The 15,088-nt window shown below is 38.5% G+C and carries 13 protein-coding genes; 4 read left to right on the top strand and 9 right to left on the bottom strand.

What is annotated here, in order from left to right; translation table 11 throughout:
* Positions 1-3: 3 nt before the first annotated feature.
* The 4 genes from HXT27_RS02420 to trpS form a co-directional block, all read right to left on the bottom strand.
* On the bottom strand, positions 4-1,350 hold the full coding sequence (locus HXT27_RS02420) for a hypothetical protein (RefSeq protein ID WP_103043325.1): 1,347 nt from the start codon (positions 1,348-1,350) through the stop codon (positions 4-6).
* A 2-nt stretch (positions 1,351-1,352) separates the two neighbouring features.
* A complete protein-coding gene (locus tag HXT27_RS02415) occupies positions 1,353-3,110 on the bottom strand; it encodes a hypothetical protein (protein ID WP_103043326.1) in 1,758 nt (585 codons plus the stop codon).
* A gap of 134 nt (positions 3,111-3,244) precedes the next feature.
* Positions 3,245-3,742 (bottom strand): hypothetical protein, encoded by a 498-nt coding sequence (locus HXT27_RS02410; RefSeq protein ID WP_103043327.1) that lies wholly within the window; start codon positions 3,740-3,742, stop codon positions 3,245-3,247.
* A 170-nt stretch (positions 3,743-3,912) separates the two neighbouring features.
* Positions 3,913-5,004 carry a tryptophan--tRNA ligase gene (gene trpS / locus HXT27_RS02405; RefSeq protein WP_075523633.1) on the bottom strand — a complete coding sequence of 364 codons (1,092 nt, stop codon included), beginning with the start codon at positions 5,002-5,004 and terminating at the stop codon, positions 3,913-3,915.
* 144 nt (positions 5,005-5,148) lie between these two features.
* On the opposite strand from trpS, the gene HXT27_RS02400 reads away from it, so the two are divergent.
* Entirely contained in the window at positions 5,149-5,523 is a 375-nt protein-coding gene (locus HXT27_RS02400; RefSeq protein WP_075523632.1) for a DUF3073 domain-containing protein, read from the top strand.
* A gap of 340 nt (positions 5,524-5,863) precedes the next feature.
* Here the strand turns inward: HXT27_RS02400 and HXT27_RS02395 are convergent, their stop codons facing one another.
* Entirely contained in the window at positions 5,864-6,292 is a 429-nt protein-coding gene (locus HXT27_RS02395; protein WP_075523631.1) for a sterol carrier family protein, read from the bottom strand.
* 218 nt (positions 6,293-6,510) lie between these two features.
* Here HXT27_RS02395 and HXT27_RS02390 point away from each other — a divergent pair, with 218 nt between their 5' ends.
* On the top strand, positions 6,511-8,994 hold the full coding sequence (locus tag HXT27_RS02390) for a glycogen/starch/alpha-glucan phosphorylase (RefSeq protein ID WP_075523630.1): 2,484 nt from the start codon (positions 6,511-6,513) through the stop codon (positions 8,992-8,994).
* Positions 8,995-9,237: 243 nt separating this feature from the next.
* Here HXT27_RS02390 and HXT27_RS02385 read toward each other — a convergent pair whose 3' ends face one another.
* A complete protein-coding gene (locus tag HXT27_RS02385) occupies positions 9,238-9,456 on the bottom strand; it encodes a hypothetical protein (protein WP_075523629.1) in 219 nt (72 codons plus the stop codon).
* 158 nt (positions 9,457-9,614) lie between these two features.
* On the opposite strand from HXT27_RS02385, the gene HXT27_RS02380 reads away from it, so the two are divergent.
* The gene (locus tag HXT27_RS02380; protein ID WP_075523628.1) at positions 9,615-10,322 is read left to right on the top strand and encodes a rhomboid family intramembrane serine protease; all 708 of its coding nucleotides are present in this window, start codon (positions 9,615-9,617) and stop codon (positions 10,320-10,322) included.
* A 472-nt stretch (positions 10,323-10,794) separates the two neighbouring features.
* Here HXT27_RS02380 and HXT27_RS02375 read toward each other — a convergent pair whose 3' ends face one another.
* From HXT27_RS02375 to HXT27_RS02365, 3 genes are all read right to left on the bottom strand, one after another.
* The gene (locus HXT27_RS02375) at positions 10,795-12,456 is read right to left on the bottom strand and encodes a PASTA domain-containing protein (protein ID WP_103043328.1); all 1,662 of its coding nucleotides are present in this window, start codon (positions 12,454-12,456) and stop codon (positions 10,795-10,797) included.
* A 91-nt stretch (positions 12,457-12,547) separates the two neighbouring features.
* Entirely contained in the window at positions 12,548-13,660 is a 1,113-nt protein-coding gene (locus tag HXT27_RS02370; RefSeq protein WP_075523626.1) for a class E sortase, read from the bottom strand.
* Positions 13,657-14,451 carry a DUF881 domain-containing protein gene (locus HXT27_RS02365; RefSeq protein WP_075523625.1) on the bottom strand — a complete coding sequence of 265 codons (795 nt, stop codon included), beginning with the start codon at positions 14,449-14,451 and terminating at the stop codon, positions 13,657-13,659. The genes HXT27_RS02370 and HXT27_RS02365 overlap by 4 nt, the downstream gene beginning before the upstream one ends.
* A gap of 75 nt (positions 14,452-14,526) precedes the next feature.
* On the opposite strand from HXT27_RS02365, the gene crgA reads away from it, so the two are divergent.
* Positions 14,527-14,940: a cell division protein CrgA gene (gene crgA / locus HXT27_RS02360; protein ID WP_075523624.1), complete on the top strand. Its 414-nt coding sequence runs from the start codon at positions 14,527-14,529 to the stop codon at positions 14,938-14,940.
* Positions 14,941-15,088 lie beyond the last annotated feature (148 nt).

Below are 15,088 nucleotides of genomic sequence, written 5' to 3'. Positions count from 1 at the left end.
CGCTCATCTGTTGATTAAGATTTCTCCAGGTGGCAATGGATCCCAATCAGGTAAATTACCAGCAATTTTACGTTCGCGCGTAATCTGATGCTTTGCGCTAGTTGCAACTGAAGTTAGAAGATTCCTACGCTCTACAAAAGATGCATTATCGTCATTTTTGGGTCTAGGAACAAATCGCGGACGCCTACGAGAACTTGGGCGCTGAACCATATTATTTACACCAGGCATAGCATTAGGTTCTCCAAATGCGCCAGGAACAGCATTCATAGGTACATTATTTTGATAGCTATATTGAGAATTATCATAAGAATTATTAGCCATCGCATAATTAGATTGCGCTGAAGTGTCAACAGAAGGATTCAAAGAAGAATCAGCAACCGAATCAGAAACAGGATTATTCGTTGCATCATCAGCAGAAGCGTAAGCAGAAGAATCACTCATTGCAGAATTACCCACTGCAGGAGTTTCAATATTGGAATAAGACTGCTCTTCAGATGACTGACTATCAAAATTATTTTGAGATGAAGATTCACTTTGAGATTGAGTATCAATGCGCGAAAAATCATCTGCATTACTTGTTTTAGTATCTTCTTCAGAAGTAGTTACGCTAGTGCTAGCACTATTAGAATCAGTTTGCACTGTTGAATCATAGTTTGAATCACTTTGACCATAATTTGAAGCGAGCGCACCATAATTTGAATATGAACCATATGTTGAAGAAGAATCATTTGACGCATAATTAGATTGCGAATAATTAGATCCATATGCATTAGATTCATACGTTGAAGAAGAGTTATTATACTGAGAATAACTAGATTGCGAATTATCATATTGTGTACCATATGGCTGTTGAGAAGAACCGTATTGATTATTCTGCTGACCGTACTGATTAACAGATCCATACTGATTACCAAAACCATACTGATTACTCTGCTGACCATACTGATTAGAATTCCCGTACTGAGAATTCCCATACTGATTGGCAGAACCATACTGAGAATATGATCCATATGCGTACGAATTATTAGCATCATCGCTCTGTGTAGGAACGCTCGAAAAGCCGTTACTATTCGCATTCATTCCTGTAGGATATGCATTCCCATTGCCATTAGCATTAGACACATTAGACACATCATATGCACTAGATGCGTTAGACACATCATTAGCATTAGACACATAAGATGATTGGACACCATATGTCGATTGAGAATAATGAGAATAATAATTATCGTTTCCTGCTACATTCTGAGAATTATTTTCTGCAGATTCTTGATTATTGTCAGAAGATTTCGCATTTTGCGTTTCAGATCCCAGATTATACTGGTAATCTTTGCTATTATTGTTGTCCATCGTTATTTCTCTCCCTCTTGAGATTCATCTAATTTAGGCATTGCAGTAGGCCACGTTTCAATTAGATTTCTTAAACTCTCTTCATCTTCATTAAGTTCTTGATATTCAAATTGAATATCAGCAAATGCAGCGCGAGCAGCAGCAAGATGAAGCCTTGAAACTTCAAAAGCTTTCTCTTTATCTTGTAAAGCTTTCGCAATTGCTTCCTCGGATTTTTTCTGTTTGTTACTAGCCCATATTGCTATACCGGCGATTGCGCAAACAGCAACGACAAAAGCAAACATAGTAGCATGAATTAAGAAAAGAATTACGACAGCAATAACAGAAAAAACAATCGGTTTAATCAGCATACTGTTATCAAACTTAAGTGTTTTTATATAATCTTCAAAAGTTTTATCCCAAGCATCGTGAAGTTGATTAAAAGCAACTGTTTCATTATCGCTAGTATAACCTTCATAACCATAGAAATGGTGTACTTCAGCTAGTTTAGAATGGCTTTGATCTAAAACAATTCGAGCTGAATTCAAAGTTTGAGAGCGATAATTTCTAGTATATTCATTTAAAGCAGCTAAGAAATCTTGCTGACTTGAGCCAACTGAAACCTTCTGTGTTTGCACAGAAACGCCCATTAAATCAGGAGATATAGCAGTTCGAGTTTGCAAAGTAACAGCATCAACTGTTTCTTCCAACGCTCTTTTATATTGATCCGCTTTCTTTTCAGCCTTATCCATATCGCCATCAGTTTCAACAATAGCTTCGTTATACGCTACTTCACGTCTTAATGGCAATTCTTCATCGTCATACTCTGTAACTAGTTGCTCAAGCAAATCATCAAGCATATCAGCAGATGCTTGAAGAGTAGTATCCATATTATCTTTTACAGCTTGATACTTATCTCTCGTATTTCCAAGCGCCGTAGCAGATTCAAGCATATACTTCAATCTGCCAAAATCTGGGCAGCAATCCCGCAATTCGCTATACTCTTCAGGAGCAAGCATCGAGCTATTATTTCCAAGTTCTTCCACCCATTCTTGAACCTGAGATTGCACAATATCGTCATTAAGGCGCAAATCATCATTCCATTTTTTAATTTGCTCAGAAAGCATATTTGCACCATTCTTGCCAAATGCTCCTTGTGCAGCAGCTTCAAGAATTATTGCAAATTCACGAGTAAGAGCTTTAGAATCACAACTTTGCAAATAATGCTTCAACCAGCGTAAAGCAGAATCATTTCTTCCCATTCGGCGCAATATTAAAGCAAAGAACAAAGATGTTTTCGATGCATTTCTCTTAAATGCTTCGTCTATAGATTTATTAACTATATCTTTATCATCACGACTCCAAGCAGCTATAGCAACAAGTGCAGGAGCAAGCCAATATCTTGGACTTTGAATCATCAATTCTTCTGAAACGTGAGAAACTACAGCATCACTTACATTTGCAACATCAAAAGCTTGCAATACGCCTACAGAAGTACGACGAACTTTATCGTAATGACCATATTGGCGATCGAGTTCGCTTTTAAGATTACCCAACTTTGTTTCAGCACGCTGAGCATTGACAGCACGCTTAGCAGATTCAACATATTCATAAAATGCCTTGCTAAGATTTTTCAAATCTGAGCGAGTTTCATCAAGATCTTGACCTACTTGAACTACAGCATCACTTACTGAGTCAACCCTATAACCGACTTCATTGATAGAACCAGCTATATTATCCAAATAGCGTTCTAGCGCGCGAGGATCTACAACTTCCTCCATATTCATCTCCTTCTCTCAAAAGGCAATATTAGCCTGCACAAAAAGCAGCAATCTCATAAATTATATCAATTCAGTGATTATTAACTAATAAATTATTATTAAATAATAAATTAAATATTTTATGAAAAACTTATTTATCTTTCAGTCCCATCTTCAGCAACAGGAACTACTTCTCCATCGGAATAAATCTCTATATAAGCGTATTGAGGAGAAGACGCTAAGCTTCTAGCAGGTTGAAATAGCGGCGGAACTGTATCACTATTCTTATAGTGTTCAACAATGTTTCCATCTAACGAAACATAGTGATCTACATAAGGATAACCGATATAACATTTTGCAAATAATGCAACAAGTTGACCGCCAAAACGTTGCTTATATAATTCATCAATATATTCAATAAGTTGCTGCTTATAAGCTTCATTAGTTGTAGTATCAAGTTTGCGAACAGCTTCAAGAATCTGCTTAGAACGAATTGCATGCCTATTTTCAAGTTCCCAAGTAGAAGTTTTTAGCTCAGTTCCAGCATCCTTAAATTGACTATCTTTTTCTTGAGGAACCTGAAAAGAAAATCGATTTGCAGAACTTTGCACTTGCGAATTATTAGCATTTACAATTCTCACTTGACGTACCATATTCTCTCCTTGTTCTCTACTTGTTCATTGTTCTTTCGTTGTTCTCTCACTTTATAAATTATTTACTATTATCGCTCAAATCACTACAAAACTGAGAAGAATTTAACGCTTTAATGTTGCAGAAACAGAAGTACGCTACGAAAATAAGTTAGAAAAAATTTTGCGCTATTTTAGTACTTCATTCCCATTGCTTCGCGAACTTGATCAAGAGTTTCCTCTGCAATTGCATTAGCTCTCTTATTCCCATCGTGCAAAATATCGCGAATAGTATCCATATCTTTCGCCAATTCACTACGGCGTTCGCGATGAGGTGCTAAGAAATTATTTACATTTTCAATCACGTAAGCTTTTAATGCTCCAGCACCAGAATTACCAATCTCTTCTGCAATATCTTTAGGATTCCTACCTGTAACTAAGCCAGCAGTAGTCAAAAGTGCCGAAACTTGCGGACGAGAAACTGGATCAAAAGTAATCATTCTTTCAGAATCCGTAGGGCTCTTCTTAATCAACTTAGCAGTTTCTTCTGCAGTCGCTCCCAGCATAATCGAATTCCCATAAGACTTACTCATCTTACGACCATCCAATCCTGGTATTTCTGGAGCATCTGAAAGAATTGCTGCAGGCTCTGGAAATACTGGATTCTTTTTTGCATACCTCTCATTAAAACGACGAGCAATTGTTCGCGTAATTTCAATATGAGGCAAATTATCCTTGCCTATTGGAACTACATTAGCTTTGCAGAACAAAATATCACATGCTTGATGCACAGGGTAAGTTAGCAATAATCCAGTTAAAGCGTGACCAGAGGACTCCATTTCAGACTTTACAGTAGGATTCCTGTGCAATTCTGCTTCTGTAACCAAAGACAAAAATGGCAACATAAGCTGATTTTCTGCGCTAACAGCGGAATGCGTGAAAATCATAGTTTTTTCAGGATCAATCCCAGCAGCCATATAATCGAGAACAAGATTTAATACATTATCTTTAATGTGTTCTGTTGTATCGCGATCTGTAATCACTTGATAATCTGCAATAATAATATTCGTATTAACGCCACGCTCTTGCATCGCAACACGCTCACGAATAGAACCGAAATAATGTCCTAAATGCAATCTACCTGTAGGACGATCGCCGGTCAGCATTGTAAATGAAGAAGGATTAGCTTCCAATTTTTCTAATGTTGCATCCGAGCGTTTTCTAGCAGCCACAAAGCTTGCACTCATCTCATTACCTACAGCAGTTACTTGTGCTTCTTGCGACATATACGACTCCTTGCGCATGCAGATTTTACGCTTAAAATATGGCTTTTATCGTAAAAGTTTGCTCAGACAATATATTCAGTTGTGGCACAGTGGTACGCTCTTGTGTGATGAATTGATTGTTACAGAATTTTTAGAGGGGGTCAGATGGGCCGCGGACGACAGAAGGCAAAGCAACAGAAAATTGCCCGTAAGCTCAAATACCTGACGACCGATACGGATTATGACGAGCTCGCTAAAGAACTTAATGCTCATGAGCTCGAACAAGAATCTGTCGATCCACAAGAATCTACTGAAAGCTATGAAGGCAATAGCGAGTATCTAAATGAAGATACTTCATCTTCCAATCAAGATGAAACAGATGATGATTTAGATGAGTATGCTAAGTGGGCTGCAGAATCAGCAGCGAAAGCGATGAGCAATGAGAAGACTTCATCGTCTTCAAACGCACACTCTCCTATTCACCACCATATTCCTATGCCTGTGCCTGATTTCATGCACAAGCACAGTGAAGATAAGTAGCATAGCAAATATAAGTAGATTAAAATAATAAGTCGCTAATATTGCAAATTTGCTAATATTGCAAATAGCTTATGCAATTAAATTTTGAGGGTAAGTATGTAAACAGGGTTAATTCCCAATATACTTGCCCTCATTAAATATTTACGCTTACTAACATATTGACAGCTTACTAGATAGTGACGGCTTTACAGATATTTACGCTTACCAGATATTTAATATTTACGCTTACTGCTAAAGACATAAAACTAATTACAAAAGACATAAACCTAATTACTTTTGGGATATATCACACGAAAAACTTGGGATATAGCACACAAAAACTTGAGATATAGTCCAAAACCTATATGCCAGTATCTAAAGGTAAAAAGTCGCTTAGATTATCTCGCTCTCCAACTGCACTTATATTCCCAAACTCTTTTTCATCTTCCCAAAAAGTTATGCCACAAGCTAAACGCAACCACACATCCGGATTAAGTTCAATAACATCTGGAGGAGTTAAATTATGCGGATCTGAAATAGGACCTTTCAGAATTTTCACAGCTCCCCACGGAGCTACTCTAACTTCTACAGATCCTCCCGGCACGTTATTTTCAAGAACATATAAAGAGTACCTAACTGCCATCGCTTCATCGTTTTTAGAAATTCCAATCGCATTGCTGTTAATAGATTGCAAATTTGAAGAAGTTTGCATATAAGACTTTGCTTTATCTTCCCATAATTTAAAGGATTTTTTGCCACGACTTATATCTTTTTCACGTATAACAGTCATATTTGAATTATCTCACTGAAAATTAAGTTTTAGCTAGTTTTATTGTGAATTATTCTTAGTAAGGGTTTGGGGTTGTGCTATCATCTGACAATGAAAACGTGTGCATTACCGTATTCCTTTGATTTTGTACTCATTCAAAGAGAGCACACTCAGATGCGGCGGCTATCAAAACCGAGCACACACTTTAGTAAATAAACAAACGGCACAAGGAGTCAAATATGACTAAACACGTCGCGCCGAAAGCCAAGACTACTGCGACGGCATTTGCCAAAGAAATTCAAGAGCATCTCAAGTACACTCAGGGTGTTACGCCAGAGCAGGCAACTACGGCAGATGTGTATGTTGCCGCATCGGTAGCAGTTCGTCGCCATTTGATGGACTCTTGGATGCAGACACAGCATGACATGGTTAATGGCAACACCAAGGCTGTAGGCTATTTAAGCGCTGAGTTCTTGATGGGTAAGCAACTTGAAAACGCTTTACTTAACGCTGGCCTTACAGATCAGTTCAACAAAGCTGTTACAAAGCTTGGATTCGATCCAAAGGCTGTTATCGATGCTGAGTATGAGCCAGGTTTAGGTAACGGCGGTTTGGGTCGTCTCGCGGCCTGCTTCATCGACTCGCTCGCTTCTATTGGCGTTCCAGCATTCGGCTACGGCATCCAATATCGTTACGGCATCTTCAAGCAGCGCTTTGACGAAGAAGGCAAGCAGGTAGAAACACCTGATTATTGGCTAAACAATGAAGAGCCATGGGGCCACATTGATTATGGTCGTGACCAGCGCGTCAACTTCGGTGGTGAAGTTGTAGAAGAAAACGGCAAGCGCGTGTGGAAGCCAGCTTGGTCTGTTCGCGCAGTACCAGTTGATTACATGGTTCCAGGATACAATTCTGGCCGCGTGAACACTCTTCGCTTGTGGACCGCTAAGTCTTATGACGAATTTGATTTGCTCACATTTAACAAGTCTGATTATTTAGACGCTGTTAAGCCACAGGTTGCAGCAGAAAATATTTCTAAGATTCTTTACCCAGAAGATTCAACTCCAGAAGGTAAAGCTTTGCGTCTTGAGCAGCAATACTTCTTCGTAGCTGCTTCTATTCACGATGCAATCCGCGTATTCTACCCAGGTCAAGATAAGCCGGATCTTACAACCTTCCCAAGCAAGATTAACTTCCAGCTTAACGATACTCACCCAGTTATTGGTATTCCAGAGCTTATGCGCGTTCTTATGGACGAGTACGACTACGATTGGAACACCGCTTGGGGTATTACCACAAAGACCTTCAACTACACTTGCCACACTTTGCTTCCAGAAGCTTTGGAAGTATGGCCAGCCAAGCTTATTGGCGAACTTTTGCCACGCCACCTTGAGATTATTCAGGGCATTAGCGAGCAATTCCGCAACGAGCTTCGCGGTAAGGGTGTTGCTGAAGATCAGGTTGAGCGCATGCGTATCGCTACAGACGCTGACGAAAATGGCGAAGGTGCTGTAGTTCGCATGGCTTACTTAGCAACCTATGGTGGCTCTTACGTCAACGGCGTTGCTGAACTTCACTCTGAGCTTTTGAAGGACGTCACTTTGAAGGACTTCTCTAGCGTTTATCCAGATAAGTTCAAGAACGTCACTAACGGCGTAACCCCTCGTCGTTTCGTGCGCTTGAGCAACCCACGTATGTCTGCTCTTATTACTGAGGGCTTGGGCACTGACGCATGGCAAGGCGATTTGGAACTTCTTGAAGGTTTGAAGCCATTGGCTGACGACAAGGCATTCGTTAAGAAGTTTGCTGAGGTAAAGAAGCAGAACAAGCTTGCCTTCGTTGATTTTGCAAAGCAAAAGTATGGCTTCGAAATCAACCCAGACACAATGTTCAACACCATCATCAAGCGTTTGCACGAATACAAGCGTCAGTCCATGAAGATCCTTCAGGTTATCTCCATGTATGCTGGAATTAAGAACGGCACAATCGATGTCGATAAGATGCTTCCACGCACCGTGTTCTTCGGCGCTAAGTCTGCTCCAGGCTATGCTATGGCAAAGCTCACAATTCAGCTCATCAATAATGTTGCTCGCGTTGTGAACAATGATCCAGCATGCAAGGGCAAGCTTGCTGTATTCTTCCCACCAAACTACAACATCGAGTTGGCTATGAACTTGATTCCTGCCACCGATTTGGATGAGCAGATTTCTCAAGCTGGTAAGGAAGCAAGCGGCACCGGTAACATGAAGTTCGCTTTGAATGGCGCTTTGACTGTTGGTACTCTCGATGGTGCAAACGTTGAGATTCGCGAGCGCGTTGGCGCTGAGAACTTCTTCCTCTTCGGCATGACCGTTGAAGAAGTTGATAAGCTCTACGCTGAAGGCTACGATCACGGCGGATCCCGCAAGTACTACGAGTCTGATCCTCGCTTGAAGACTGCTGTTGACATGGTTGCTGACGGCACTTTCTCCAATGGCGACAAGAGCGTGTATGAGCCACTCGTCAATGATTGGCTTACACACGATTACTTCATGGCAATGGCTGACTTCAGCTCTTACATGGATATTCAGGCTCAGATTGAGGAAACTTACCGCGATCCAATGAAGTGGGCTCGTATGGCTGTGTTGAACGTAGCCAACTCTGGTTACTTCTCTTCTGACCGCTCTATCGAAGATTACCTCGATCGCATCTGGCATACTGGAGCTCTTCCAACAGCTGAGTAAGTGCATATAGCGCTGTAACTCAGATTTATTGAGCTACTAGAAAACTACTAGATAACTTAAGGGCAGTGGAATTTAATATTCTGCTGCCCTTTTGTGAATTTTGAAACGTTATATGTTTTATATAAGTTTATAAGTTTATAAGTTTTAAGTGTCGAAATATTTAAGTTTTTATTATGCACAAACAAATAACGGTAGACATCCACTGACATCTACCGTTATCTTATATTTCATACGATATTGAATTTACTCTTCAGTAGCAGCTTCTTCACTTGTTGTTTCTGAAGCTACTTTCTTAGGTGAAGTACCTAAATCAATTGGCGAAGAGCTATTCTCCCATGGCTCTTCCCAAGGATCATAATCAGGATTATGACGCTTATAAACATAATATGCGGCAACACCTGCGAGCAGTGCTCCGAAGAGCAGTGCAAAGAACTTCCAACCGCCAGAGGATTTGTTCTCCATGATGACTCCTTCCGGTTTATGCTGACCTGCTCGTCCAAGTCAACGATTTCTACCACGATTTTTCGCTTATGTCTAATAATAGTAACTTTCCGTGACACTAGTATAAATTTTTCAATATTTTTTTACATTTGTGCAGTCAACTAGTTAATGTTTATTTTATGGGCAATTTCTCTGTTAAAAATTTATTAAAAAAATTAAAAGCTGATAGCAAAAGTACAACATACATGCTTATTTACGCATGTGTCTTAGTGTGGGCAATTGAAATTATTTTATACGTTTTTTCGAAAGATTCTTATCAATTATTTATAGAAAACACTGCTTTCGTGCCTTCACTCGCTTTCAAAACGAGCTGGACTTGGTTCACTTCTATGTTCGTTCATTCCATTTCTATAGAACATATATTTTTCAATATGCTTTGCTTATATTCTCTAGGCTTGGAACTTGAGAGATTTTTTGGTAGATTAAAGTTCTTTTTCTTATACGCTTTATGCGGATTAGGCGGCAGCGCAGCAACGATTTTATATTGTTCCATTACCAACGACTGGAATATGGCAGCTTACGGCGCTTCAGGGGCGATTATGGGGCTTATAGGAGCACTTCTAGTTGCACAATGGAAGTTAGGTCAAAATATTAAAGGAACGCTTATTTGGATTGCTATTACTTTAGCTTTACCTATTATTATTCCTCGCATTGCATGGCAAGCACATCTTGGAGGACTTGTTGTTGGAATTGTTTTATCAATGCTTTTAGTAACACATAATCCTATTTTGAAAAATTGTTCTTTTAATAAACGATTCACTATTTATTCTTCAGCATTGCTAATTATTCTGTTGGCAATATCTATGTTGTGCTTATTTGTTTTTTAATTCGATATCAAACAAATTACACGCATGTAGTTTTCCACAGATGTGCACAAAAATGTGGATAACTTGGGCATAAGTTGGGTATAAATCCACAAAATGCCCAAAAGTTATCCACAAAGTTATGCACAAACGTTGATAACTAGCACTTTTTAGCGCTGTGCGCATGTGGATAAAAAGTTATCCACATTTTAACGAATTGGTGGATTACTTTTTATAGCGCTCTAGAATACGCTCAGCTACAGTTAAAAATATCCCCCAAAATAATAAAAATATCCAAAAATAGCCAAGAAACAACAAAAATAAAAGCAGCGTTACAGCCCAAAGCGGGTTATTTCGAGTTATTTAGAGGCATTTGAGCCATTTCCCAAAAGCACAATAAACCTAAAATATAAAAAGCGCGCCACGAGAACCACTTAACTCACATAAAGATGAGCATATGACAAACGCAGCGCGCTTTTCAGTGAATTTTAAACTACTAATTTTCTATAGGCAATTTGCTCATATCAAAAGGCTTTTCAACCAAATAGTAAGCATTGTCGTCATCTGGAGCTGGAGCAAACTTCACAGGCTTACTTTCTCTAGTTGGAATAAATGGATTAGGCATACTATATACATCCTTCGGAGGAATATTTATTTGAGTTTTCTTATATAACTTAGGATCTCTTCGTAGAATAAACGGTCTATTCATATCCGGCTCATGTTTGCCAACACCTTGGAAATAACCGTCAGCTTCCAATTTCTTCAAATCCGCTCCAACAGGAAAAATCACATAAAAATCAGCCATTCTAAAACTCATTTTATGGTTATATTCTGGATTCTTTTTATTTTCTTCCTCGTTCTCGTAATTTTTGTCAATCTTTCCACCAACGCAAGAATAGCCAGTAATTGAATCAAACATAGAATTACCACAGAATTCTTCAAATCCGCCTCGATAAAGCTCTACAGCTCCAGTATCTCCGAATATGAGATGATTCTTCATCCAACTCTTTTCTCCAAGAGCAGGATTCAAATCACAGCCCATAAACGTCTGATTTGTAACACACATATTCAATTCATTATTTAGGCCAAGACCTTCAAAACTAGCAACATTATCTGCTTTACGTAAATTCAAATAATCTCGTTCATGAGAACCATGCAATTCAAGCATTTTCATATTAGTTCCCGGATACTTAATTTTTGAAACAAAATCAAGACAATCACCTGAATTGGTACACCACAAACCATCAAAAGGATCAGGATTCTCAGCCAAATATACTGTTTCGCCGCCAAAATCTTTATCTTCTCTTATAAACATTTTCTTATCAACACCTGCGCCAAAATAAAGCGTAACAGTGTCACTATTAGTTTGAGAGCCAAGAGAAGGATTTGAGCCTATAATCTTACCAATATTTTTACGAGAAGATAATTTTGGAACTAAAGATATATTCTTAAATCCATATTTACTCAATATATCTTTTGCTTTATTAGAATCCATTCCATATAAATCTGCTGGAACTCCCCTACCCTCTGAGCCAACCAACACGTTTATAACACGTTCCGAATGCTCGATAATTGGGTTTCCCGGCATTGGATAAGATCCAACGATTTTACCTGGTTTTGTAGCAATAGCTTTATGAACTTTTACAGGAACTTTCATACTCTTTAAGACTTTTAAAGCTTTATTTAAAGACATTTTATTAACGCCTTCAGGCACACCAGGTCCAAGAGATTCAACTACTGTAACTTTGCGCGAACGATCTACTTTTTCGCCCTCTTTTACTCCTTTTACTTCAACAAGATCGCCTTTTTTAAGAGGAGAAACTTTTTTAACTACCTTTACAGGAAGACCATATGACGATAACTTATCCGCCATTTCTTTCGCGCTATCAGCTTTTAGGGCAGGAATCACAGATTTTTGGAAAACTACATACGCAACTGCGCAAACTATAAGTGCTACTACAACAATTCCTATAACAATAAATTTCCATATTCCAAATGGTTTACGCTTTTTTGAATTATCAGAATTATTTTGTACATTATCAGAATTATTTTGTGAATCTAAATTTTCATTAACACTATCTTCAATTGCAACGCCGCAATTATCACAGAATTTACTATTTTCTTCTAGCTTAGATCCGCAATTATCACAGAAATTCATCTTTTCTCTCTTCTAAAAAACAATAATTAAACAAATACGCATTGACTATGTAACTTCAATCATAGCCAATGCGTTAAATACATTAAATTTTTTAAATTGGAGTGTAATTAGACATTCTCTGCAAGAATGGTATATTTGCTGAAAGCCACGGGAATATCCATTGCATCAAAATCATTATAATAAGCAAATAGAGCAGAACTTGAAGCACTAAACGAATAAATAAGATTCCAGGCTGAAGCCTAGCTATGCCTCCAAAAATACTAGCATCAGGCTTTTTAACAACTCCTTCACGAATCTTTTTGCGCAAAGGCCAACGCCAAGCGGCAGCGCCTGCTATAAAAACAATCACATATAACACAGAAACAACAATCATTGGATTAACCAATGAATCGAGATGAGAAATAAGAGATTGCTGCTCATTGTTTATAAAACGGACATGGCCACTTTCATCAACTGTTGAAAGCTCTTTAGGTATACCGTCAGAAACCTTAGCCCAATAATCAAATTCTCCATAACTAATCCAACGGTAAATCGGTGTTGCATACTTTGGCTCACACGTTGTGAGAGTAATCATACGCTTGACTGGCTCTTTATCTGGATTTTCAGGATTCGGAGCAATAACCTCAGTGTGATCAGGAGTTACAATTTTATGAGTAGTATACCTATACACAAACCAATAATTTTTTGTACGTATTATTATTGGATCTCCTGGAACAAGTTTATCGACATCAATCAATGCTTGTCCGTAACCCTCACGGTGACCAGCAACAGCAAAATTGCCAATTTGACCAGGCAATTGAGTGCCCTCATAATGGCCTAAGCCCAATCTATTAAGAATCTGAACAGTTGATCCTTCAATAATATTTCGTTCCCACTGATTTCCAAATCTAGGAACATACGCGCGAGCAAGCAATTCGCCTACTTTGACTTTTCCTTCTACAGGAGGCTCACCAGATTGGCGCATTGCAATTTTCGTATTATTCCCTTTATTAGGGTTAGTCCAAGAAACTGATGTACGCACAGCAACTTGAGCGTGTTCAGCTTGCACTCCAGTCCACCATAATTGCCAAACAATATAAAGTATGCAAATTACAGCAAAAGCAATTAGAAGTTCTCCTAATACGTTTATGGCTTGCCAGAAAAATCCTGTGCTTTTCTGAACTTTAGCCTGAGGATTTTCTTCATCAGTGCGATAGTGCTTCATGCCACCCCTTTATTGCTATGAGAATGATGCTGTGAACCAAAAGTATCCATATTCGTTCCGCGTGGAACTCGTGCATACCTAAGCGGTTGCAGCAAAGCAGAAGATTCAGAGAAATGCAAATTCTCCTTTTTTTCTACTTTCCACCCTAATCCAAAAGCATTTACGTAGTCCTTATATGTAAGAATTGCCGGAGAATTATCCAACGCTTCTAACATATCTTCAGTAGAACCAATAGCAGATATTTTATATGGTGGTGAGTACTGATGACCCTGCAACATTAGAACATTTCCAATGCAAATAACAGCGGAATTAAATAAAACTCGCTGTCCTTGAATTGTCATTGCTTCAGCACCACCACGCCATAAAGCATTCACAACTGCTTCAATATCTTGTTGGTGTATTACGTAATCATTTATATTTGGAGAACTTCCAGATCCATTCACTGTTGATTTCCATAAAGGCGAATCATTAAGAGTAACAGTAATACCAGGACCTTGTATTTCAGGCAATACAGTGCTGCTTATATTTGAATTAGAAGGATTATTTTCATTATTATTATCTAACGTCTTATTTAAAAGAGTGACCTTCGAATCTAATTTTTTAACTTCTTCTCTAAGTTCTTTCGCTCGTTGAGAATTTCGCTCAACCATTTGACTAGTATCTGAAGTTACAAAGGCTGTGCGATTCACTCGTTGATTTGTGACGAATAAGAAACCCGTTAATGCAAGAGCAATAGCAACGCTGCTTAGCAAGTGTTTTTTTGCTATATGTTTTCCTGTTTGCTTTGACATAATGACTTGTTTCTTTCTGCGTTCGAGTGTAACTATTATTATAGCGTGTAGCCTATTGATTGGAGAGTTACAGTTATGGCTGACGAAAAATTAGATACGTTAAACACGACTGCAGCTAACGACGCTGCCGTAGCAAGCGATAATAGTGATGAGGAATCTCATGACGATTTTTATGGCGTCCCTATGGATAAGGTAGAAGCAGTATTAAATACTACTGCAGATAAATCTACTTTAACTCCACAGATGCAACGTATGATGCAGCGCCAAGCTGAAAATACGCGCCGCGTTGAAGAGAGCATTAAAGGTACTAAAGCTAACGCAGGCTGGTTTGTGCCTCTTTTCTGCAGCTTAATGATAATTGGATTATTGTGGGCAGTTATTTTTTACTTGACTGCATCTTATCCAATTCCTGGTATTGGCGCTTGGAACCTGCTTATTGCTGGAGTTATTGCACTTGCAGGATTCTTCATGATGATGCATTGGCACTGATACTTAAATAACTATTTATGTTATTTCATAGATAGTTTTAGCGTTGAAGTATTTCTTATAAATTTATGAGATTGCTTCAACGCTATATTTTTATATTTAGAAATATTTCTTATTTCTTTGTTATTTGTTATTGATTTCTTTGTTATTT

The organism is Gardnerella bivia, from assembly GCF_049262715.1.
Taxonomy (GTDB): Bacteria; Actinomycetota; Actinomycetes; order Actinomycetales; family Bifidobacteriaceae; genus Bifidobacterium; species Bifidobacterium vaginale_A.
The sequence above is the reverse complement of the archived record's forward strand: the minus strand, read 5'-3'. Positions and strand labels throughout refer to the sequence as shown.